15 protein-coding genes and 1 pseudogene are annotated in these 20130 nt (G+C 75.3%); 8 read left to right on the top strand and 8 right to left on the bottom strand.

What is annotated here, in order from left to right:
* The first annotated feature begins 419 nt into the window (after positions 1-419).
* Together D476_RS35680 and D476_RS33565 are read left to right on the top strand one after the other, a co-directional pair.
* The gene (locus tag D476_RS35680; protein ID WP_083939547.1) at positions 420-1220 is read left to right on the top strand and encodes a M48 family metallopeptidase; all 801 of its coding nucleotides are present in this window, start codon (positions 420-422) and stop codon (positions 1218-1220) included.
* Between the two features lie 71 nt (positions 1221-1291).
* Complete coding sequence (locus D476_RS33565) at positions 1292-3511, top strand: hypothetical protein (RefSeq protein ID WP_017625071.1); 2220 nt, start codon at positions 1292-1294, stop codon at positions 3509-3511.
* Here D476_RS33565 and D476_RS37495 read toward each other — a convergent pair.
* From D476_RS37495 to D476_RS0116650, 4 genes are all read right to left on the bottom strand, one after another.
* On the bottom strand, positions 3499-4881 hold the full coding sequence (locus tag D476_RS37495; RefSeq protein WP_017625070.1) for an outer membrane protein assembly factor BamB family protein: 1383 nt from the start codon (positions 4879-4881) through the stop codon (positions 3499-3501). The genes D476_RS33565 and D476_RS37495 overlap by 13 nt on opposite strands.
* 54 nt (positions 4882-4935) lie before the next feature.
* Complete coding sequence (locus D476_RS0116660; RefSeq protein WP_017625069.1) at positions 4936-5673, bottom strand: SDR family oxidoreductase; 738 nt, start codon at positions 5671-5673, stop codon at positions 4936-4938.
* Positions 5674-5743: 70 nt separating this feature from the next.
* Complete coding sequence (locus D476_RS0116655) at positions 5744-6241, bottom strand: pyridoxamine 5'-phosphate oxidase family protein (protein ID WP_017625068.1); 498 nt, start codon at positions 6239-6241, stop codon at positions 5744-5746.
* Positions 6242-6737: 496 nt separating this feature from the next.
* Positions 6738-8912, bottom strand: a complete 2175-nt coding sequence (locus D476_RS0116650) for an elongation factor G-like protein EF-G2 (protein WP_017625067.1) — start codon at positions 8910-8912, stop codon at positions 6738-6740.
* Here D476_RS0116650 and D476_RS33560 point away from each other — a divergent pair.
* From D476_RS33560 to D476_RS0116635, 3 genes are read left to right on the top strand one after another with little or no spacing between them, the layout of a single operon-like run.
* On the top strand, positions 8848-10266 hold the full coding sequence (locus tag D476_RS33560) for a CPBP family intramembrane glutamic endopeptidase (protein WP_449289407.1): 1419 nt from the start codon (positions 8848-8850) through the stop codon (positions 10264-10266). The genes D476_RS0116650 and D476_RS33560 overlap by 65 nt on opposite strands.
* Complete coding sequence (locus D476_RS0116640; protein ID WP_017625065.1) at positions 10263-11051, top strand: alpha/beta hydrolase family protein; 789 nt, start codon at positions 10263-10265, stop codon at positions 11049-11051. The genes D476_RS33560 and D476_RS0116640 overlap by 4 nt, the downstream gene beginning before the upstream one ends.
* A gap of 34 nt (positions 11052-11085) precedes the next feature.
* Positions 11086-12300 (top strand): MFS transporter, encoded by a 1215-nt coding sequence (locus D476_RS0116635; RefSeq protein ID WP_017625064.1) that lies wholly within the window; start codon positions 11086-11088, stop codon positions 12298-12300.
* Positions 12301-12527: 227 nt separating this feature from the next.
* On the opposite strand, the gene D476_RS0116630 is transcribed toward D476_RS0116635, so the two are convergent.
* The 3 genes from D476_RS0116630 to D476_RS0116620 form a co-directional block, all read right to left on the bottom strand.
* Positions 12528-13502 (bottom strand): coiled-coil domain-containing protein, encoded by a 975-nt coding sequence (locus D476_RS0116630; RefSeq protein WP_017625063.1) that lies wholly within the window; start codon positions 13500-13502, stop codon positions 12528-12530.
* A gap of 209 nt (positions 13503-13711) precedes the next feature.
* The gene (def, locus tag D476_RS0116625) at positions 13712-14296 is read right to left on the bottom strand and encodes a peptide deformylase (protein ID WP_017625062.1); all 585 of its coding nucleotides are present in this window, start codon (positions 14294-14296) and stop codon (positions 13712-13714) included.
* Positions 14297-14358: 62 nt separating this feature from the next.
* Complete coding sequence (locus D476_RS0116620; protein WP_017625061.1) at positions 14359-15165, bottom strand: nucleotidyltransferase domain-containing protein; 807 nt, start codon at positions 15163-15165, stop codon at positions 14359-14361.
* 766 nt (positions 15166-15931) lie between these two features.
* Here D476_RS0116620 and D476_RS0116615 point away from each other — a divergent pair.
* On the top strand, positions 15932-16621 hold the full coding sequence (locus tag D476_RS0116615) for a sirohydrochlorin chelatase (RefSeq protein WP_017625060.1): 690 nt from the start codon (positions 15932-15934) through the stop codon (positions 16619-16621).
* A 66-nt stretch (positions 16622-16687) separates the two neighbouring features.
* Entirely contained in the window at positions 16688-16915 is a 228-nt protein-coding gene (locus D476_RS0116610) for a hypothetical protein (protein ID WP_026123569.1), read from the top strand.
* On the opposite strand, the pseudogene D476_RS33555 reads toward D476_RS0116610, so the two are convergent.
* Positions 16880-18957 (bottom strand): annotated as a pseudogene (locus tag D476_RS33555) (heavy metal translocating P-type ATPase). The gene D476_RS0116610 and the pseudogene D476_RS33555 overlap by 36 nt on opposite strands.
* A 275-nt stretch (positions 18958-19232) precedes the next feature.
* Here D476_RS33555 and D476_RS0116600 point away from each other — a divergent pair.
* A partial coding sequence (locus D476_RS0116600) for an aminoglycoside phosphotransferase family protein (protein ID WP_026123568.1) occupies positions 19233-20130 on the top strand: 898 nt, incomplete at its 3' end.

Here is a 20130-nt window from a genome sequence, read left to right as displayed (position 1 = left end):
GTTCGCCGCGCCGCCGCCCCCCGCCCCGGCGCCGCCCGGGCCCGACGGCTACCCGGCGGACCCGTACGCGCCCCCGGCCGAGCCCTACGCCGACCCGTTCGGGGCGCCGCCCCCGCAGGGCCCGCCGATGGCCGCCCCGCCGCCCCAGGGGCCCCCGGTCGCGGCGCCGCCGCCGTCGGGTCCGGCCGTGTCGGCGCCGCCGCCCTCGGGCGAGCCGTACCGCGAGCAGCCCGACCCCTACCGGGACCCGCAGGGCGACGATGCCCGCGACGGCGGCTATGAGGATCCGCAGCGCTTCTAGCCGAGGGGCGCCTTCCGGCCCGCGGCCGGGAGGCGCCCCTTTCGCGTCCATTGCGCATTCCCCCATCTATCCGCGCGGACACAGAGCGGGCGCGGCTCGCGCACCCAGAATGGGGGGCATGGCCAAGCGGTGGTTGTGGGGGGACCGGCGGCGCGCCCGTGAACTACGGCATCCCTGGGAGAACATGCTCCTGGGGTTGTGCGTCTCGGTGACCGTGCTGGCGGTGGTCGGTGCCGTCACGCGCGCGTTCGGGGGCGACACCGGCGAGCCGCTGATGCTGCTGGCGATCCCCGCGCTCGTGTTCTTCGCGCGCGGGCAGCTCTACGCCAAGCAGCGCGTCAACGGGGTGCTGATCACCGAGGACCAGTTCCCCGAGGCGCACCGGATGGTGCGGGAGGCGGCGCACGCGTTCGGGATGGACAAGGTGCCCGACGCCTACGTGGTCCTGGGCAACGGGCAGATCAACGCCTTCGCCTCCGGGCACGGGTTCCGCCGCTATGTCGCGGTGCACAGCGACCTGTTCGAGGTCGGGGGCCGCCTGTCGGACTCCGACGCCCTGCGGTTCGTGATCGGCCACGAGGTCGGGCACATCGCGGCGGGGCACGGGTCGTTCTGGCGGCAGTTCGGCGTCTCGGTGGCCAACGTGATCCCCGGCATCGGGGCGACGCTGAACCGTGCGCAGGAGTACACGGCGGACAACCACGCCTACCTGTTCTGCCCCGAGGGGATGTACGGCCTGCGGGTGCTGGCGGCGGGCAAGTACCTGTACCCCTCCGTCGACTTCGACGCCATCGCCAGGCGGGGGAACACGGACAACGGACTGTTCGTGATGCTGGTGAACTTCCTGTCCACGCACCCGGTGAACACGTGGCGGTTCCAGGCCCTGGCCGACCGCTCGCGCCCGGGCCGGGTGTTCTGAGGGGCACCGGGCGCGGGGGCCGTGCGCGCCCCCAGTAGTCTTCCGTGCGCATCGGAGGATACGGGGGGCGGATGGGCGCCATACAGGGCAGTGCGGACGGAACGGCCGGTACGGACGGGGCCGGCGCTACCGGAGGGGACGCCGGCCTCGCGCCCGCCTATGGGACGGGGAGGCTGCTCGGGCGCGTCCTGCGCGCCTACCCCCGGGTGCTCCCGGCGGTCGTGGTCGCCTCCGCCGTGCCCCTGGCCCCGCTCGCCCTCGCCGAGCATGTCCCCGGCCTGCTGGCGTCGCGGGACGGGGTGTACGTGAACGGTGTGGCCGAACCGTTCGGCGGGCCGGGCACCGCCGAGTACGCCTGGGCGGCCGTCCTCGCCGTCCTCGGACTGCTGGTCGTGCCGGTCCCGCTCGGGGCGTCCGCGCTCATCGCCGGAGGCGCGCTGCTGGGGCGCCCGGTCGCGGTGCGCGACGCCTGGCGGGCGTCCCTGCGCAGGTACGCCGCCCTCGCCGGGTGGGTGCTGGCGGCCGCCGCGGCCGGTGCCGCGCTCGCCGGGGCGCTCCTTGGACCGGTGCTGATCGGATGGCCCGTGTGGACGGGGTGGGCGGCGGCCGTGATCGCCGGTCCGGTGCTGCTCGTCCCTCTGGCGGTCGCGCTCGCCGTCGTGGTGCTGCAGGGCGAGACGCCGTGGAAGGCGTACGCGACCGCCTACCGCATGGGCGAGGGGCGCAGGCGTGTGCACATCCTGTGCGTCGCCGCCGCCGTCGGTGTGTGGATCGGGGCGCACCGGGGCGTGACGTGGCTGCTCGGTATATGGCCGGGCTGGGGCGAGGGGACGCCGGGCGTCGAGGCGCTCGGGTTCGCGGTCTCGGCCCTCGTCGGTCCGCTGACCGTCCTCCTGCTCTGCGCCCCGGCGGTGTTCTGCGGGCAGGAGTGGACGTTGGGCACCGTCGTCGACCTGGACCTGGAACGCGCCGACGCGGCTCTGCCGCAGCGCGCGCCGGACGGCGCGGGGTGGAAGGCCATGCCCGTCCCCGCCCTGGCGGCGGTCCTTGTCCTGCCCCCGTTGGTCGGTCCTGCGCTGTTCTTGGCGAACCCGTTCGGGGCACCGGTCGTGGTCCAGGAGCGGTTCGGTTCCGTCCGCTCGGACGAGTACGCCGTCGACGTCCTCCCGAAGGGGGAGACCGCCACCCTGTTGTTCGGCGCGGACGGGGCCGATGCCGCCGTGTGCGACCCGGAGTGCGCGTGGGTGGACTCCGGGGAGCGGCTGGCGCGTGGCGGTGGGACGACCCTGGCCGCCACGGGGGACGGCTACGCCCTGGTGTCCTGGCGGGATTTCACCTACCAGGAGGAACCGCCGGGCCCGAATGAGAAATCCGGGCTCTACGCGGCCGCCTGCGACGAACCGGCGGAGTGCGGCGCCGGTGGGGGAAGGTTGGTCCGCCCGTTCGCCGGTGACCACTACGACACCGCGTCGGACGCGGTGCGGGTGGGGGACGGACTCGTCGTCGCCTCTTCGGTGCGGGCGGACGGCTTCAGGGCGGATCCCGACGGGGAGGAAGGCGGCCTCCTCATCCAGATCTGCGCGGACACGGCATGCACCGGCCCCCGGGACGTGCCGGTGCCCGGCGTCGGGGTCGGCGGTTTCCTGGTCGACGGGCGTTTCCTGGACATCGCCGCGGCCCCGGACGGCGGGTTCGCCGTCGCCGCCTTCGATGCGGCCTTCGGGGAGCTGAACGTCGTGCACTGCGCGGACGACGAGTGCGCCGAGCCGCAGGTGACGCAGGTGCGCGAGGCCGAGTTCCGCGAAGAGTTCGAGGGCGGGGTGCGGGCCCGCTACGGAGTGCGTGCGCTGTACCGCCCGGACGGCACCCCGGTGCTCGCCTACCGGGACCCGGCGAGCGGGGAGGCGCACGTGGTGGACTGCGCCGACGCCGCCTGCTCGGAGTCCACCGACCGCGCGGTGACCGGGCCGGGGTGGGAGCGGCCCGCGCCCGGGATGGCGCTCGATTCGGAGGGCCGTCCGCAGCTGGCGACCTTCGACATGGCGGCCGGGCGGCTGGTGCTCGTCTCGTGCAGGGACACCGGGTGCGCGGACACGGCCACGGTCCCGCTCGCTGAGGTGGAGGGCGAACCGGGGAAGAGCGCGATCGCCCTCGATGAGCAGGACCGGCCGCACATCGTCTGGGCGCAGGGGGAGACCGACGCGGATTTCGGCACGCGCCGCTTCGACGGTGACCTCGTCTCCACGCGCTGTGAAGAGGCCCTGTGCGGCGCAGGGGGTCAGACGCCGTAGCCGACGGCGAACAGCCGGGGCGAGGCGCAGGGGCGGCCCCCGGCCGGTGCGTCGGGGGCCGGTCGGCCCACGCTGTCGGGGGCGCATCCGTGGAACACGGCGACGGCGGTGCCTTCGGGCGTCGTCAGGGAGGTCAGGTGGCGGGCCCCGACGGCCGCCTCGGTGGTGGTGCCGTCCGGCACGCCCGGCCCGTGGAGGCCGAACGTCGGCGTCATGACGGCGAGTTCGTCGCCTCCGGGGTCGAACTCGGTGCGCCGGGCGTCGAACGCGTCGATCGGCGTGGAGCCCTGTTCGACGGCCTCCCCGGTCTGTGCGTCGAGCGTTTCGATCCGGTCCACCCTCTCCCCGCCGAAGACGTGGACGAGGCCCTCGTCGGCGTCGGCGGCCACGAGCACGGCGTCGTCGTGCTCCCACAGCACCTCGCCGTCGGCCGGGTCCACGCCGACCAGCGGTCCGGTGCGGCATCCGTCCTCAGTGTGCTGGCGCCCCTTCTTGCACGGCGTCTCCCCGAAGACCAGCGTCCCTCCGGCCACGGCGTTGAGCGCCCCGGCATCGACCGCGGCCCCGGGCAGCGGGACCTCCTCGACCCCGCCGTCGTCCAGGGCGGTGCGGTACAGGCGGGGCACCCCGTCCCCGGAGGAGTCCGACTCGGCCCGATCGGCCGAGTAGACGGCCTCGTCCGTGAGGACCGGGAAGCCTCCGGGGATGGCGCGCTGCCAGACGGTATCGCCGTCGGTGGCGTCGACGAGAGCGTATTCATCCTCGGGCCGGAGCTCGACGAGTACGTACGCGTCCGTGCCGCCGACGGTGGACAGGCCCGCGGGGCCCGGGACGTCCACGCGGAGCCAGTCGAGCCCGTCATCACCGGGTTGGACCAGGTAGAGGTACTCACCGGCCTCGTCCCGGTCGTCCTGGGCCCGCACGACGAGCGTGTCCCCGGCGGCGACCACCTCTTCGACGCGCTTGGTGCTGCCGGGGTCGAGGACGTCGGTCCAGCGGCGCTCGCCGGTCTCGGCGTCCACGGACGTGACACGGTCCTGCTCGAAGAGGTGGAGCGCGCCGCCCGAGGAGGGGGCGAAGAAGTACGGGAACACGGCGCCGAGCCAGTCGTCCTCGTGCAGGAAGAGGGGCGGGTCGGTGTCGTACCGGAAGGCGTGGTAGGCGCCGTCCAGGGGCGTCGACCAGTAGAGGGCGCCGGGTTCGCCGCAGTCGCCGGAGTCGCGGCAGGACACGGTCCCGTCCGGGCTGATCTCCGTCGCGGGGAGGGGGAACGGGTCGGAGGCGGCTTCCTCCCCGCCGCCCGCAGGGGCGCAGGCGGAGAGGGGGAGCAGCAGACCTGCGGCGAGTAGGGGGATCCGGCCTGTGGGCATGCGGGGATCGTAGCGCCGCCGCCCGCCGGGCCCGCCCGCGGGACCCGGGTGCGGTCACCTCCCCGCCAGGAAGTCCTCGAAGGTGGGGCCGTCGACGGCGTTGTCGGGCACGAGGTTGCCTCCGGCCCGGAAACCCCGCATGGTCCGGCCGGGCAGCGGGACGGACACCACGGGGCGGGCACGGTAGGCGCGCGCGAGGTCGGCCATGGTGCGGATCTCGGGGCCGCCGAGGTCGGGCGCGCGCCCGGACTCGCCCGCCTCGGCGAGGGCGGCCATGCGGTCGGCCACGACCCGCACGTCGACCGGCTGGAAGCGCACCCCGGAGAGCGCGGCCGTGATCGGCAGCGCGCGCTGCACGGAGAAGAAGCGGGCGACCAGGTCGTGGAACTGGGTGGCCCGGAGGACGGTCCAGGGCAGGCCGGAGTTCCGCACCACGTGCTCGGTCGCCAGCTTCACGCGGTAGTAGGGCAGGGGGATCACGTCGATGCCCGCGATCGAGATGTAGAGCAGGTGCGGCTTGGCGCCCCCGCGACGGGCGGCCTCGGCCAGGAGCCGCGTGGTGCGCACGTCGTCGCGGCCGAGCGTGGTGGCGCAGTGGACGATGGTGTCCACGCCGGAAACGGCCTCGGCGATCCCGGCGCCGGTCCGCAGGTCGCCGACGAACCTCTCCGCCTCCCCGGAGGGGCCGGAGCGTCGGCTCAGGACCCGCACTTCCCGCCCGTCTCCGGTCAGCCGCCGCACGACCGCCTTGCCGAGTGTTCCCGTGCCACCGGTGATGAGAATGTTCTCCATGCCCTTGGGACACGGGGGAGCGCACGCCTGTGACAGCGACCGCCCCCGGGTGGTCGAGGCGGCCCGGGTGTCACCGCAGCGCCCGGGGCGGTTGCGGCGGTTGGAGAACCGGGGCGCCGATGTCCAGGGCGGTCCCGTACAGGCGCGCCGCCGGCAGGCGGATGACCAGGCGGCGCTCGGCCACCAGCCGTTCCAGGAACGCCTGCTCACCCTCGGGCCGCTCCTCCTCGGGGACCATCGCGAGCAGCTCCCTGCCGACGGCGTCGCCGGGGGCCCGGGTCGTCTCCGACAGCTCGGCGTCGCCCTCGGCGACCGCGAACGTCCACACGTCCCCGCCCAGGACGTGCAGCGAGGCGCGGGGATCGGCCTGGATGTGGCGGACCTTGAGCCGGTCGCCGGTGGTGGAGAAGCGCACGAGCCGCGCCTCGGGGTCCCAGGTGTAGACCATGGTCGACATGTGCGGGTGCCCGCTCCGCTTGACGGTCGCCAGCGTGCCGAACCGCTGGCCGGAGAGCAGGTCGGAGAGCTCGTCGTCGGAGAGGGAACGGGGGGTGGGGGGATCACTCATGGCAACGCCGACATCTCCCACCGGGCGCGCNGCCGCCCCCCCCCCCCCCCCCCGCCGTCAGGCGCTCCGGGTCACGGGTTGGGGGCCCGCGATGGGCCCTCCTGGCCCGGGAACCTGCGCGGGGTCTCGTTGTCGGGCGCGTTGGCGTGGCTGGTGGACATGGTGTCCCTCGGCTTTCGCTTCGGTGCCCGCGCCGGGGTGTCCTGGGACGGTCCGCGGTTCGCGGGACTAGGGGGTCGATCGCTCGGGGATGAAGGCGCCTCCACGAAGATGTGACGCAGCGCGCCCCGCTCCGGTCGTGGCCGTGACCGGCCAGCGCCCGCCGCCGGGGCCCGCGGCCGCCGGACCGCCGGCGGGCCCGGCAAGGGGAGCAGGGGCCCTCACCGGCGTGTTCACGAGGGGCGTCGGGCACACCGCCGGGGCCCACCACACGCCGGGGGGACGCGGCCGCGGCGCGTTCCGGGTGTGATGGGCCCCGGGTCCCCGAGTCCGCGCCTCAGCCCTCCGCCGTCGCGGCCTCCTCGCGGAACTTGCGGGCCAGGTTCGCCGGGAGCGGTTCGTGGCGCAGGTAGCGGCGGCTGAACGACCCGGTGCCATGTGCCACCGAGCGCAGGTCCACCGCGTAGCGCACCGTCTCCAGCTCCGGCACCTCCGCCTTGACCAGGGTCCGGCCGCCCTCCACCGGCTCGGTGCCCACCACCCGGCCGCGCCGTGCCGCCAGGTCGCTCATCACCGCGCCCACATAGGCGTCGTCCACCAGCACCGACAGCTCGTCCACCGGCTCCAGCATGGCGGTGTCGCCGTGCTCGGCCGCGTCCCGCAGCGCGAGGCGCCCCGCCTTCTGGAACGCCATGTCGGAGGAGTCCACCGAGTGCGCCTTGCCGTCGTAGAGCGTCACCCGCAGGTCCACCAGCGGGAACCCGGTGCGCCCCCCGCTCTCCATCTGCGCCCGCACGCCCTTCTCCACCGACGGGATGAACTGGCGCGGCACCACCCCGCCGACGATCTTGTCGACGAACTCCAGGCCCGCCCCCGACGGCAGCGGCTCCACCTTGATCCGGCAGATGCCGTACTCGCCGTGGCCGCCGCTCTGCTTGACGTTGCGCCCCAGCCCCTGCGCCGGGACGGTGAAGGTCTCCCGCAGCGGGATGCGCACCTCGCCGGTCTCCACCTCCACCCCGTACCGGGACCTGAGCCGGTCCAGGGCCACGTCCAGGTGGGCCTCCCCGGTGCACCACAGCACCATCTGCCGGGTCTCGGCGTTCACCTCCACCTTCAGCGAGGCGTCCTCGGCGGAGAGCTTGGCCACCGCCTGCGCCAGCCGGTCCTCGTCGGACTTGGCGGCCGCGCGCAGCGCTACCGGCAGCAGCGGCTCCGGGAACGACCACGGCCGCACCGTCATCGGGCGGCCCCGGCCCGACAGCGTGTCCCCGGTCTCGGCCGCCGACAGCTTCGCCACCGCGCAGATGTCGCCCGCCACCGCCTTGGCGGCCGGGAACAGCCGCCGCCCCATCGGCACCGACAGCGCGCCCACCCGCTCCTCGGTGTCGCGGTCCGGCCGCCCGCGGTCCGGCGGGCTGCTCCCGGACACGTGCACCGACTCGTCCGGGTGCAGCGTGCCGGAGAACACCCGCACCAGGCTGACGTGGCCCACGTAGGGGTCGCTGACGGTCTGCAGAACCTGGGCCAGCAGCGGCCCGTCGGGGTCGCACTCCAGCCCCTCCACCGGCCGCCCCGACGGGTCCGCGGTCTCGGGCACGGGGCGCTCGACGGGCGACGGCGTCGACCGCGGCAGCTCCTCCAGCAGCTCGGCCACGCCCGGACCGTGCACCGGGGAGACCGGCAGCACCGGGTGCAGGCCGCCGCGCGCCACCGCGGTCTCCAGCGAGGCGACCAGGCGGTCCGGGTCGAGCTCGCCGCCCTCCATGTAGGCATCCATGAGGACCTCGTCCTCGCTCTCCTGGATGACCTCCTCGATGAGCCCGTTGCGCAGCTCCTCGGCGTGCTCGGCGACGCGGTCGGGGATCGGGCCGCCGGTCGCGCCGGGGTGCGGCGCGTCGGGCCCGTAGTCGAAGTACCGCCGGGACAGCAGCCCCACCAGGCCGGTCAGCGTGCGGTCGTCGCCCTCGCCGGTGTAGACGGGCAGGTAGGCCGGGGTCACCCCGGCGCCCAGCTCGTGCCGGAACTGCTCGACGGTGGCGGCCACGTCGGCGCGCGGGTGGTCGATGCGGGTCAGGGCGACCGCGCGCGGCATCCCGGCGGCGGCGCACTCCTCCCACAGCAGCCGGGTGCGCGGGTCCACCCCGTCGAGGGCCGAGAGGGTGAACAGGGCGGCGTCGGCGGCGCGCAGCCCCGCCCGCAGCTCGCCGAGGAAGTCGGCGTAGCCGGGGGTGTCCACCAGGGTGATCTTCAGGCCGCCGGCCGACAGCGGAGCGGTGCTCAGCCCCACCGACCGCTTCTGCCGGACGGCCGCCTCGTCGTGGTCGCCGACGGTGGTGCCGTCCTCCACCCGGCCGCGGCGCTCGGTGGCACCGGCGGCGTGCAGCAGGGCCTCCATCAGCGTCGTCTTGCCCGCTCCGCTCGGGCCGACCAGCGCGACGTTGCGGATGTCCGCGGGCCGGTCGGCCTCGGGTGCCCTGCCGGTGGTCGCTGGTCCGGATTTGTCCGCCATGCTTCCCGCCTTCTCTCGCCCGTTGGATGTGATCCAGGACACTTCCCACCGTCGCCCGATGCGGCCCATATCACAAGGGGGTGGCGGTGCGTCGAACCGGGGGTGTCGTCGAGGTGCGCGCGGGGACGGGCGGAAAGTTCCGGAATGTGCCGCACGGGCGCGGGCATCTCCTAGGCTGAGGCCCGTGCCGTGGTCCGAGAGCATTCCTCAGTTCAGTCTGGCCGGGACGATCCTCGGGGTCGTCCTGCTGGTGTACGCGGCGGCGGGCGAGCCCCTGCTCGGCCGCTTCGCCTACCGCAGGGTCTCCGCCTCCCGCGAGCGCGACCCGCGCGCCCTCGTCCGCTTCTACGGGCTGACCCTCGGGATCCAGTGGGCCTGGGCGGCGGCCATCGCCGCCGCCGTGCTGCTGTCCTCCGGGGTGTCCTGGGGCGACCTGGGCCTGCGCGCCCCTTCGGCGTGGGGGCCGCTGATCGCGGCCGGGCTGGGGTTCGCCCTGGCGCTGGCGGTGATCTGGGTGCTCTCCCGGGCCTCCCGGAGCGGGCGCCCCGGCCCGGCTCTGGCCCCGTCGGCCGAGCCGGGCGGCGACGTCATCGCGGGGCTGGCCCCGCAGACCCGCACGGAGCGGCGCATGGCCGCGGCCCTGGCCGTCACCGCGGGCGTGTGCGAGGAGCTGCTCTACCGCGGCCTGCTCACGGTGCTCGGCGTCTCCTTCGGCCTGCCGGTGTGGGCGGCCGCGGTGCTGTCGTGCGTCCTCTTCGCGCTGGCCCACCTGTACCAGGGGTGGTGGGGCCTGGTGGGCCCGGGCGTGCTGGGGGCCCTGCTGATGGTGCTGTACCTGGGAACCGGGAGCCTGCTCTTCCCGATCCTGCTGCACATCGCGGTGGAGGGCCGGTCGCTGCTGTTCACCGGCCGCGGCAGGCGCCACGCGGGCCGCGGCGGACGCNCCGCGGGGGGGGGGGGGCCCCCGCCGACGCCGCGCCCGAGCAGGCGGCCGATGACGGGCGCCACGCGGAGCCCTACGAGGAGCCCTCCGAGGAGGAACCGTACGGGCAGGACGGGCGTGATCCCCATCACGAGCCCTATCGCGCGCCCTACGGTGCTCCCGGGCCTGCGACGGCACCCGCCCCGATGCCCGGTCCGCCGCCCGCCCCCGGGCCGATCCCGCCGCCCCCTCAGGGCCACGCGCCGCACCCCGGCCCCTGGCCCGGCCAGCAGGAGCCGCCCTACCGCCCCGGTGACGGCGGGTGGCCGCCCCGCTAGCCCCCCCGCAGCGGGGTGGTGCACACCCTCCTTTCGGGACACAGGCCCCCACGACCGCCGATTCCCGTACCGGTCGGGCACGATGGTGGGGTGACCGACGCACCGCTGGGAACCACCTTCCTGCACTTGCCCGAGCGCCGCATGCTCACCACGTCCGACGGCGTGCCCATCGACACGGTCCTGCTGCGCGGCGCCCCCGGCCGCACGGCCGCCGTCGTGGTCGCCAACGGCTTCACCGGGACCTGGCGCAGCCCCGACACCCGGATGATCGCCCAGCGCCTGCTGGCCGCCGGGGACGTGCTGCTGTTCGACTTCCGCGGGCACTACGGCTCCGGCGGCCTGTCCACCGTGGGCAACGAGGAGATCCGCGACCTGGAGGCCGCCGTCGCCCACCTGCGCGGCCTCGGGTACACCGACATCGCCACCGTCGGCTTCTCCATGGGCGCCGCCGTGGTGGTGCGGCACGCGGGGCTGCACGGGGGCATCGGCGCCGCCGTGTCCGTCAGCGGCCCGAGCCGCTGGTACTACCGGGGCTCCCGGCGGATGCGGCTGCTGCACTACGGGGTCGAGCGCGCCGCCGGGCGCCTCTTCCTGCGGGCGGCGCGGCGGGTGCGGGTGACCGACCGGCACTGGGACCCCGTTCCGCCCGACCCCACCGAGATGGCCGCGCACGTGGCCCCCGCGCCGCTGCTGGTGGTGCACGGCGACGCCGACGCGTACTTCCCCCTCGAACACGCCCGTCGGCTGCACGAGGCCGCCGACGGCGAGCTGTGGATCGAGCGGGGGATGGGCCACGCCGAGCGGGCGATGACGCCCGACCGTGCGCAGCGGGTGGCCGACTGGATCGCGGCCAACCGGGTCCCGGCCCCGGCCCTCTAGGCCCCCTCGGCCGGTCGCTGGCTACCATCATCGGATGAATCATCCCCTCGCGGCCCCCGACACCCCCGGGGCGCGCAGCGGCCTGCGCGGGCGGCCGTTCAGCCTGCTCATGGCCGCCACGGTCGCCAGCTTCACCGGCTACGTCCTGATGCTGCCCCTGGTCCCGCTCTGGGCGGTGCGGCACGGCGCCTCCGAGGCCGGGGCCGGCGCCGCCACCGCGGTGTTCATGGCGGCCACCGTCGCCGTCCAGCTCTTCATGCCCTGGCTGCTGGGCCGGGCCGGGGGCTACCGCTGGACGTTCCCGGTCGGCGCCCTGCTCATCGCCCTGCCCACGCCGCTGCTGCTGCTCACCGGCGGCCTGGGCCCGGTGCTCGCGGTCAGCGCCGTGCGCGGCGCCGGGTTCGGCCTGTTCAGCGTGGCCGGGGCCGCCCTGTCGGCGCGCCTGGTGGAACCGCGCGAGATCGGCCGCGCCGCCGGGTACTACGGGCTGGCCGTCGGCATACCCCACGTGGTCTTCCTGTCCACCGGCGTCGGTGTCGCCCTCCAGCTCGGTTTCGCCCCCGCCTTCTGGACCGCGACCCTGCTTCCACTGCTGGGCGCCGCCGCCGCGGCCTTCGTCGGTCCGGGCCGCGGGGCCGGGGCGCCGGGCGCCGCCCCCGCCGCACCGGCCCCCTCGCGCCGGGACCGGGCGGCGGCGATGGCGGTACCGCTGGCGCTGATGCTCGCCGCGGCTGCGGCCGCCGCCGGGTTCCTGACCTTCCTGTCCATCCCCCTGGAGCACCTGCCCTGGACGGCCGCGGCGGCGCTGCTGGGGTACGGGGCCGGGTCGGTCGTGCTGCGCTGGGCCGCCGGGGTCGTCAGCGACCGCACCGGGCGCCCGGTCCTGCTGGTGCCGGGCATGGCCGCCTCCGCCGCCGGGGCCGCCCTGGCCGCGTGGGCGCTGTGGAGCCCGGCCCCCGACGGCGCCGCGGCCTGGCTCGCGGTGGCCGGGGCGACGCTGTTCGGCGCCGGGTTCGGCGCGGCGCAGAACGACACCATCACCGTCATGTTCCGGCGCGGCGGGCCCGGCTCCTACGGCACCGCCAGCGCGGCGTGGAACATCGGGTTCGACGGCGGCACCGGCCTCGGCGCGGTCGCCCTCGGCTGGGCGATCGGCGCCGCCGGGTACGGCCCGGCCTTCCTCGGCGCCGCCGCCGTGGTGCTGGCCGCCGTGCCCGCCGCCGCGCTCACCGCCCGCCCCCGCACGTGAGAGGGCCCTCCCCGCGCACTGCGCGGGGAGGGCCCTCGGGCGGCCATGGGCCTCAGGAGGCGGTGCATGGGTCACGGCCTACTGAGCGGCGCCCGGGCACGCTCCTCGCCGCGTTCCCATCGGTCGACAGCGCGCCCAGGCCGACTCCTCCTGCTCTCCGCACAGCGGCCTTGCGGTGGACATGGCGCCGCCAGGGCCCTTCCACGGCCACGACCCACGCAACACTCCTAGAACGACGAGATGTGCACGTGGTCGTAGTGGTTCGCGGTGACGCTGCCGCGGTCCTCCATCTGCTTCCACCCGGCGCCCGGGTTGCGGGAGTCCCAGATGCGCTGCTCCCAGATGACGTACTTCACGCCCAGCCGGTCGGCGTTGCTCTGGGCGTACTCGGCGACGCTCTGCCCGGTCTGCCGGTTCTGCCCGCTGGGCATGGACCCGCCCGCGCTCATCATGAAGTCGCAGGCCTGGCCGGTGCCGTGGTCGTCGGCGCTGTTGCGCACGCACCCCACCTCGTAGGGCAGGGAGAAGTTGGCGATGACCTCGTCGCGGATCGCCGCCATGCGCGGGGTGGCGCCGTCGAAGCCCCAGCCCTTCAGGCGTTCGGGGACGGGGCCGCCGCCGGTGCCGCCGCCGGTGCCGCCGCCCGACCCGCCGCCCTCGGGGGGCTCGGGGACCTCCTCGGCCTCGTAGCGCTCGATGCGCTCCTTGATCTCGTCCTGCTCGTCCTTGAGCTCGTCGACGATCTCCTTGGCCTCGTCGTACTTGGCGTCGGCCTTGTCGGAGGCCTCTTCGAGCTCGGCCTTGGACGTGGTGAGGGCCATCAGCCGCTCGCCGTTGTTGTGCGAGACCTGCCCGGCCATGGCGGCCTTGCCGAGGGTCTCCTCGGGGTCGCCGCTCAGCACGACCTCCATGGCGGGGTCGATCCCGCTGCCCTTGTACTGGGCGGCGGCGAGCTCGGTGACGTTCCCCCGGGCCGTCTCGTACTTCTCCTCGACCTCGTCCAGCCGCTTCTGGGCCTTCTCGGCCGCGGCCTTGGCCTCGTTGTAGACGACGAGTTCGCCGTCGAGCTCCTCCTCCAGGCCTTCGGCCTCGGCGTTGAGCTCGTCCAGGCTGGGCTCGTCGTCGTCGGCGTAGGCCGAGGGGGCCGTCAGCAGGAGGGCGGCGGAGGCGGCGGCGCCGATGAGCGTGGCGCCCGTGCGCACACGGGCCGAGCGTCTATGGATTCTCACTTCAGGGATCTCCGTCGGGGAGGGGCTGCGTCCGGCCGCGCCGGGGGCGCTCAGCGGGAGGGGCGGCTGAGGCCGGGGGGCCGCGCGATGCTGCGCCACACCATACGTGATGCCGCCGTTATGCGCCTAGTGAGCCGCCATGATTCCACCGGAGCCCCCGCGAACCGGGGCGAACCGCCGGGTCAGCCGGTGCCGCCGAAGGCGCTCGGCAGCCGCCCCGGCTCCGGACCGGACAGCGGCGCGGGGGCGGCGGGGGAGGCGGGGGCGTCCGCCGGGAGGAACCAGTCGGAGCGGCGCACCTCGCGCAGGGCCCGGCGCCGGGTCTCCTTGTCCAGCCGGTCCAGGTAGACGGTCCCGTCGAGGTGGTCGGCCTCATGCTGCAGGGCGCGCGCCATCAGCCCCGACCCGCTCACCGTCACCGGCTCGTTGCGCAGGTCCACCCCGCGCACGGTGGCATGCATCGCCCGCCGGGTGGGGAACCACAGGCCCGGCACCGACAGGCAGCCCTCCTCGTCCTCCTGGACCTCCTCGGACAGCTCCGCGATCTCGGGGTTGATCACGTAGCCGATCTCCCCGTCCACGCGGTAGCTGAACACGCGCAGCCCCACGCCGATCTGCGGCGCGGCCACGCCCGCGTGCCCGGGTTCGTCCACGGTGTCCAGCAGGTCGTCGACGAGCCTGCGGGTGTGCCGGTCGAAACGGGTCACCGGCGCGGTCGGGGAGACGAGGACGGGGTCGCCGAAGCGGACGATGGGGCGCTTGGTCATGCCCCAAGCCTATTGCCCCGGCGGCCCGGCGGGTCCGGCCCCGGACGGCTCCCGGCGGCCGCTCAGGCGGCCGAGGGCTCCAGCGCGTCGTCGAGGACCATCTCGATGTAGTCCAGGGCGGCGCGGCGGCGCTCCAGCGCGCTCTCGAACAGCGAGGGCGGCTCGGTGCCGCGGCGGACCCGGAGGCACTCGTTGACGATCCGGTGCCAGCGCTCCGGGAAGGCGTGCAGGGCGTACATCCCCGCGCCGGACTTGGAGGTGATCTCGCTCGTGCGCAGGGTGAAGTGCAGCCGCGAGACGCTCAGCACGCTCCACGACGGGGCCAGCGACCCCAGCGCCGCCAGGCCGCGCGGGGTCAGCAGCCGCCCGGCCGTGGCCCGCCAGCGGCGCCACTGCTCCTCCAGGTTGCCCAGGGACCAGGCGCGCAGGCTCTCGGTCTGGTCGCACACGTCCAGCTCCACCGGCGCCGGGCCGCGCACGGCCACCCCGCGCTCGGCCAGCACGTGCCAGGTGACCGGGTTGACCTCGGCCCGGGTGGAGGCGCGGAACCGGCCGCCGACCACGGCGGAGACCGGGCCGCAGGCCGCCGGGTCGCGGGTCAGGTCGTCCCAGGTGAGGTGGACGCCGTTGAACTGGGGGCGGTGCATGCGGGCCCGGGTGGCCCCGTGCGCGCGGCGCAGCGCGGCCCGCTCGTCCGGGGTGGGGGCCGCGTCGGTGACGACCACGAAGTCCACGTCGCTGGTGTGCGGCCGAAAGTCCCCGAGCGCGACCGACCCGGTCAGGTAGAGCCCCCGGACCAGGCCGGGGGCCTCGGCGTCCGCGTTCCGCAGGAACTCCTCGGCCAGCGCCTGCACACGCGGGTGGATCATTGCGGGGCACTCCAGTATCTGCTCGGGGCGGAGGAGGGGCGGCGCCGGACCCGGCCGCGCCCGGCGGTGTCGCCGGGTCCGGTCGGCCCCGGGCGCTCGGAGTGGAGCGCGCCGCGTCCCTCCACGTCACGGCACCAAGTCTGAGCGGCGCGCGCGCCGATGGCAAGTGATCACGCCGCATCAGCGTCCTGTCTCCCCACGTCAGGAGGTGTGCGGTTGTGCCGACAAGGTGGTGCGCTCTTCCTTGACGCCCGGTGTTCTGCCGTGCTAGGGGCGTCATCTGCGGGATTGCATCAGCGAAAAGGGGCTGTCGTCGCGCGGCCGTGCACGGTCCGATGCACGTTCATTTCCCGTTTCATCATGCGGATAATCGCGGAAAGGTTTCCGGGAGGTTTGTCCCGCGCGTTCCCATGGGTATTCAGGATTTCCCTGATGATCCCCTTGAACCGTGCGCCGCGCGATACGGGTTCTTCTCTGGAGAGCTTGTCGGATCGGCGTTCCGGAGTAGCCTTCGTGGTTCCGGCGCCCGCGGCGTCTGCGCTTCTGACGTGCTCTGGAGAGAGTGGAGAGGAAGGCGTGAATTCCAATTCGGAGAAAAGCGCGATCCGGGCTATCGTCCCACCGTCGCCCGCCCTCGATCCAGGCCGCCACGCGCCGCCGTGCCGCGCGTTTTCACGCGCGTAACACCTGGTCACCGGAGCGAAACCGCCGGACCCTAGCATTCGGGCGACGGGCCGGCGCCATGGCGATCGAAAAGGAGGCGGTAATGGTCCCCACGATGGTCCTCGTGGCCGACGACTCGAACGACGCCCACCGCGCGCGCTCCCTGCACGAACTCGCCGACGCCGTCGCGGGGCGCGGCGAGGCGCCGGTGGTCCCCGCGTTCGGCGCCCGCAAGGAGGTGCAGCGCGAACTCGACGCCGTCACCGGGCCCAAGGTCGTGGTCCCGGCCTACGTCGCGGGCGGCTGCGTGGACAGCGCCGGGCTGTACGCCTCGCTCGACCTGGGCACGGGGCCGGACGCCGGGGGCGGGGTGTGCGCCACCGCCCCGCTGGGCGCCGTGCCCTCCATCGTCGCCGACCTGGCCGGGCGGCTGGCCGAGCGCGGCTGGGAGCCCGGCGACGGGGTGGTGCTGGCCGCCGACGGCGGCGAGTCCGCCGAGGAGCGCCAGGCCGTCGCCGAGGTCGCGCGGATGCTCAGCCGCCGCCTGGGCGCGCCGGTGCAGGTCGGGTTCGTGACCGCCTGGGCGCCGACCGTGGCCGACGCGGTGGAGCGGCTGCGCTCCGCCGACGCCGGCCGGGTGGCGGTCGCCGCCTGGCGGCTGGTGGCCGACGCCGACTTCGACCGGCTGCGCGCGCTGGACGCGGTGGTCACCCCGCCGCTGTGGCCCTCCGACAACGTGGTCGACACCCTGCTGGCCCAGCACCGGGCCGCCACCGCCCGCTTGGCGGTGTGAGCGGTCCGCACCCCCGGAACGGGCGCCGCGCGCTGGCGCGGCGCCCGTTCCGGTAGGTTGGCCCGCATGATGGCCGTCTCCCTGCTCATCGTGATCGCGATCGTGCTGGTCGCCGTGCTCGTCGTGGTCGGAATCACGGTGGCCGTGGTGGCCGCCTCCCGCAAGTCGTCGGCCCCGCCGCAGCCCGGCCCGCCGCAGCCCTATGGGCCCCCGCCGCCAACGCAGCAGGGGCCCGGACAGGGCCCGCCCCCCGGTCCGTCAGGCCCCGGGCCGCAGGGGCACCCGCCGCAGTAGCTGTGCGTTGAGCGCCACCACGACGGTGGACAGGCTCATCAGCACCGCGCCCACCGCCGGGGGGAGCACGAAGCCGACCGGCGCCAGCACCCCGGCCGCCAGCGGCACCGCCACCACGTTGTATCCGGCCGCCCAGACCAGGTTCTGCACCATCTTCCGGTAGGCGGCCACGGACAGGGTCCGCACCGACAGCACCCCGCGCGGGTCGTCGGAGGCCAGCACCACCCCGGCCGACTCGATCGCCACGTCCGTCCCGGCCCCGATGGCCACGCCCACGTCCGCGCGGGCCAGGGCCGGGGCGTCGTTCACCCCGTCGCCGACCATCGCCACGGTGTGCCCGCGGCCCTGCAGGTCCCGCACCACCGAGTCCTTGTCGTCCGGCCGGACCTCGGCAAAGACCTCGTCCACGCCCAGCCGGGAGGCGACAGCGTCGGCCACGTTGCGCGCGTCCCCGGTCACCATCGCCACCCGGACCCCGCGGGCGTGCAGGTCCCGCACCGCCTCGGCGGACTCCGGCCGCACCTCGTCGGCCAGCGCCAGCGCCCCGGCGATCTCGCCGTCGGCGATCACGTGCAGCACCGTCGCANCCCCGCCCCCCCGGCGCCCCGCCAGTCGCGGGTGGCCTGGGCCAGCGCCGCGGGCTCGGCCAGGCCGCGGTCGGCGAGCATTCCCGGCCCGCCCACCGACACCTCGGTCCCCTCGACGGTGGCGTGCACGCCGCGCCCGGTCTCGGAGCGGAAGCCCTCGGCCCGTGGCACCGTGCCGCGCTCCTCGGCGGCCCGCACGATCGCCTTGGCCAGCGGGTGCTCGGAGTCGGCCTCGGCCGCCCCGGCCAGGGCCAGCACCTCCTCCTCGGTGCGCCCGGGCGCCGCCGCGGTGCCCGAGACCGCCGGACGGCCCTTGGTCAGCGTGCCGGTCTTGTCGAACAGCACCGCGTCCACCCGCCGCATCCGCTCCAGCGCCATCCGGTCCTTGACCAGGATCCCGGCGCGGGCCGACTTGGCCGTGGAGATGGCGATCACCAGCGGGATGGCCAGCCCCAGGGCGTGGGGGCAGGCGATGACCAGCACCGTCACGGTCCGGGTGACCGCGTCGGAGGGGGCGCCCAGCAGCGACCACGCCACCGCGGTGACGATCCCGGCGCCCAGGGCGAACCAGAACAGCAGGGCAGCGGCGCGGTCGGCCAGCGCCTGGGCCCGGGAGCGGGACTCCTGGGCCTCGGAGACCAGCCGCCGGATCCCGGCCAGCGCGGTGTCGTCGCCGACCGCGTCCACCCGCACCCGGACCGCCGAGTCGGTGGCCACCGTTCCGGCGACCACGGAGGCGCCGGGGCCGCGGTGCACGGTGCGGGACTCGCCGGTGATCATCGACTCGTCCATGGCGGCGCCGCCCTCGGCGACGGTGCCGTCGGCGGGGACCCGCCCGCCCGAGCGCACCAGCACGGTGTCCCCGGCGCGCAGCTCAGAGACGGGCGCCTCCTCGACCGCGCCGTCCGGGCCGATCCGCTCGGCGGTGTCCGGCAGCAGCTCGGCCAGGGCCTCCAGGGCGCCCGAGGCCTGCCCCAGCGCCCGCATCTCCAGCCAGTGGCCCAGCAGCATGATGACCACCAGCAGCACCAGCTCCCACCAGAAGTCGAGCTCCGGGCCGACGGCGCCGAGCGAGGAGAGCAGGCTGGAGCCGAAGGCGACGGTGATCGCCATCGCGACCAGGGTCATCATCCCCGGGCGCAGGGACCGCAGCTCGGAGACGGCGCCGCTGAGGAAGGGCCGGCCGCCGTAGACGTAGACGGCGGTGCCCAGGAGCGGGGGGATCCACGCCAGGAGGGGCGGCACGGTGTAGCCGAGCCATTCGGCGACCATGGGGCTGGTGAGGACCACCGGGACCGACAGGGCCAGGCTCAGCCGGAACCGGTCCCGGAAGACCTTGGCGTGGTCCCCGTGCCCGCCGTGGCCTCCATGCCCGCCGTCGCCGCCATGGCCCTCGTGGCCGTGGTCCGCGTGCGCCACGCCGCCGTGGGCGTGTTCCTCGTGGTCGGCCGCCATGTTCCGCCTCCATGGGGTGTCATCGGGCTCGTCCGTACGCCCCCTTTATACCCCTAGGGGGTATTGGTATGTCAAGCAGGCGGGGCCGCGGCCGCCGCGGCCCTCGGGAAAGCGGTGCGGCGCATGGGGGCCGGGGGTATAGACCGCGGGGTGCGGTGGGTAGGACTCCCCGCGACGCCGTCCGGAACGGGGGTGTTCCACGGCCACCGCGGCGTTGACAAGGGGGGCGACATCCGACCCGGACCACGGGGCGTACCGATTCCTAAGGTGGACCCATGAGCTATGGCACAGCGCAGTTGGTCGACGACAGGCAGCGACAGCGCCTGCTGCGCAGATTCGGCGGCGGCGCCGTGGGGTGGCTGGACGAGCTCCCCGAGCGGGTGGACGCGCTCGCACGTGAATGGGGCCTGACCGTCGACGGCCCCGCCCCCCACGGGCGCACCTCGGTCGTGCTGCACTGCACGCGCTCCGACGGCTCGGCCGCCATCCTGAAGGTCTCGCCCGACCCGGGTCTGGGCACCTCCGAGGCGCGCGTGCTGCGCCTGTGGGAGGGCACCGGCCGGGTCCCCCGCGTATGGGGTGTGGACCAGGGCCGCGGCGCCCTGCTGCTGGAGGCCATCGGCGAGGGCCGCACCGTCTCCATGCGCACGAGCGTCCCGCCCATGCGCGAGATCGGCGCCCTCATCGCCGACCTGCACTCCGTGCCCGTCTCGCGGCAGGAGCGAATGGAGCTGAACCCGCTCGTCAACCGCATGCAGTTCCTCTTCGACCAGTGGGACCGGATACGCGCCGAAGGGCCCGCCGCCGACCTGGTCCCCGCCTCGCTGCTGCACCACGGCCACGCCTGGGCCCGCGCCCTGGCGCATGGCGCGAGCGAGGGGGAGCGCGTCCCCCTCCACGGGGACCTGCACCCCGGCAACGTCCTGGACGGCGGGCCCGAGCGCGGCCTGGTCGCCGTCGACCCGCGGGCCTGCCTCGGCGACCCCGCCGCCGACGGCATCGACTGGGTGCTGTGGCGCACCCAGAGCTGCGACGAGGCCCGGACCCGGGCCGCGGAACTGGCCGAGGCCATGGGCGTGCCCGCCGAGCGGCTGATGGAGTGGTGCCGCGCGCTGGCGCCCGTCTACGCCGTCGCCCTCGCCGACCGCGGGCGCGCCGACGGCAAGCAGTTCG

The sequence above is a fragment of the Nocardiopsis chromatogenes YIM 90109 genome (genome assembly GCF_000341185.1).
GTDB lineage: Bacteria > Actinomycetota > Actinomycetes > Streptosporangiales > Streptosporangiaceae > Nocardiopsis_A > Nocardiopsis_A chromatogenes.
Note: the sequence above shows the minus strand (reverse complement) of the source record. Positions and strands in the feature narration are given on the sequence as shown.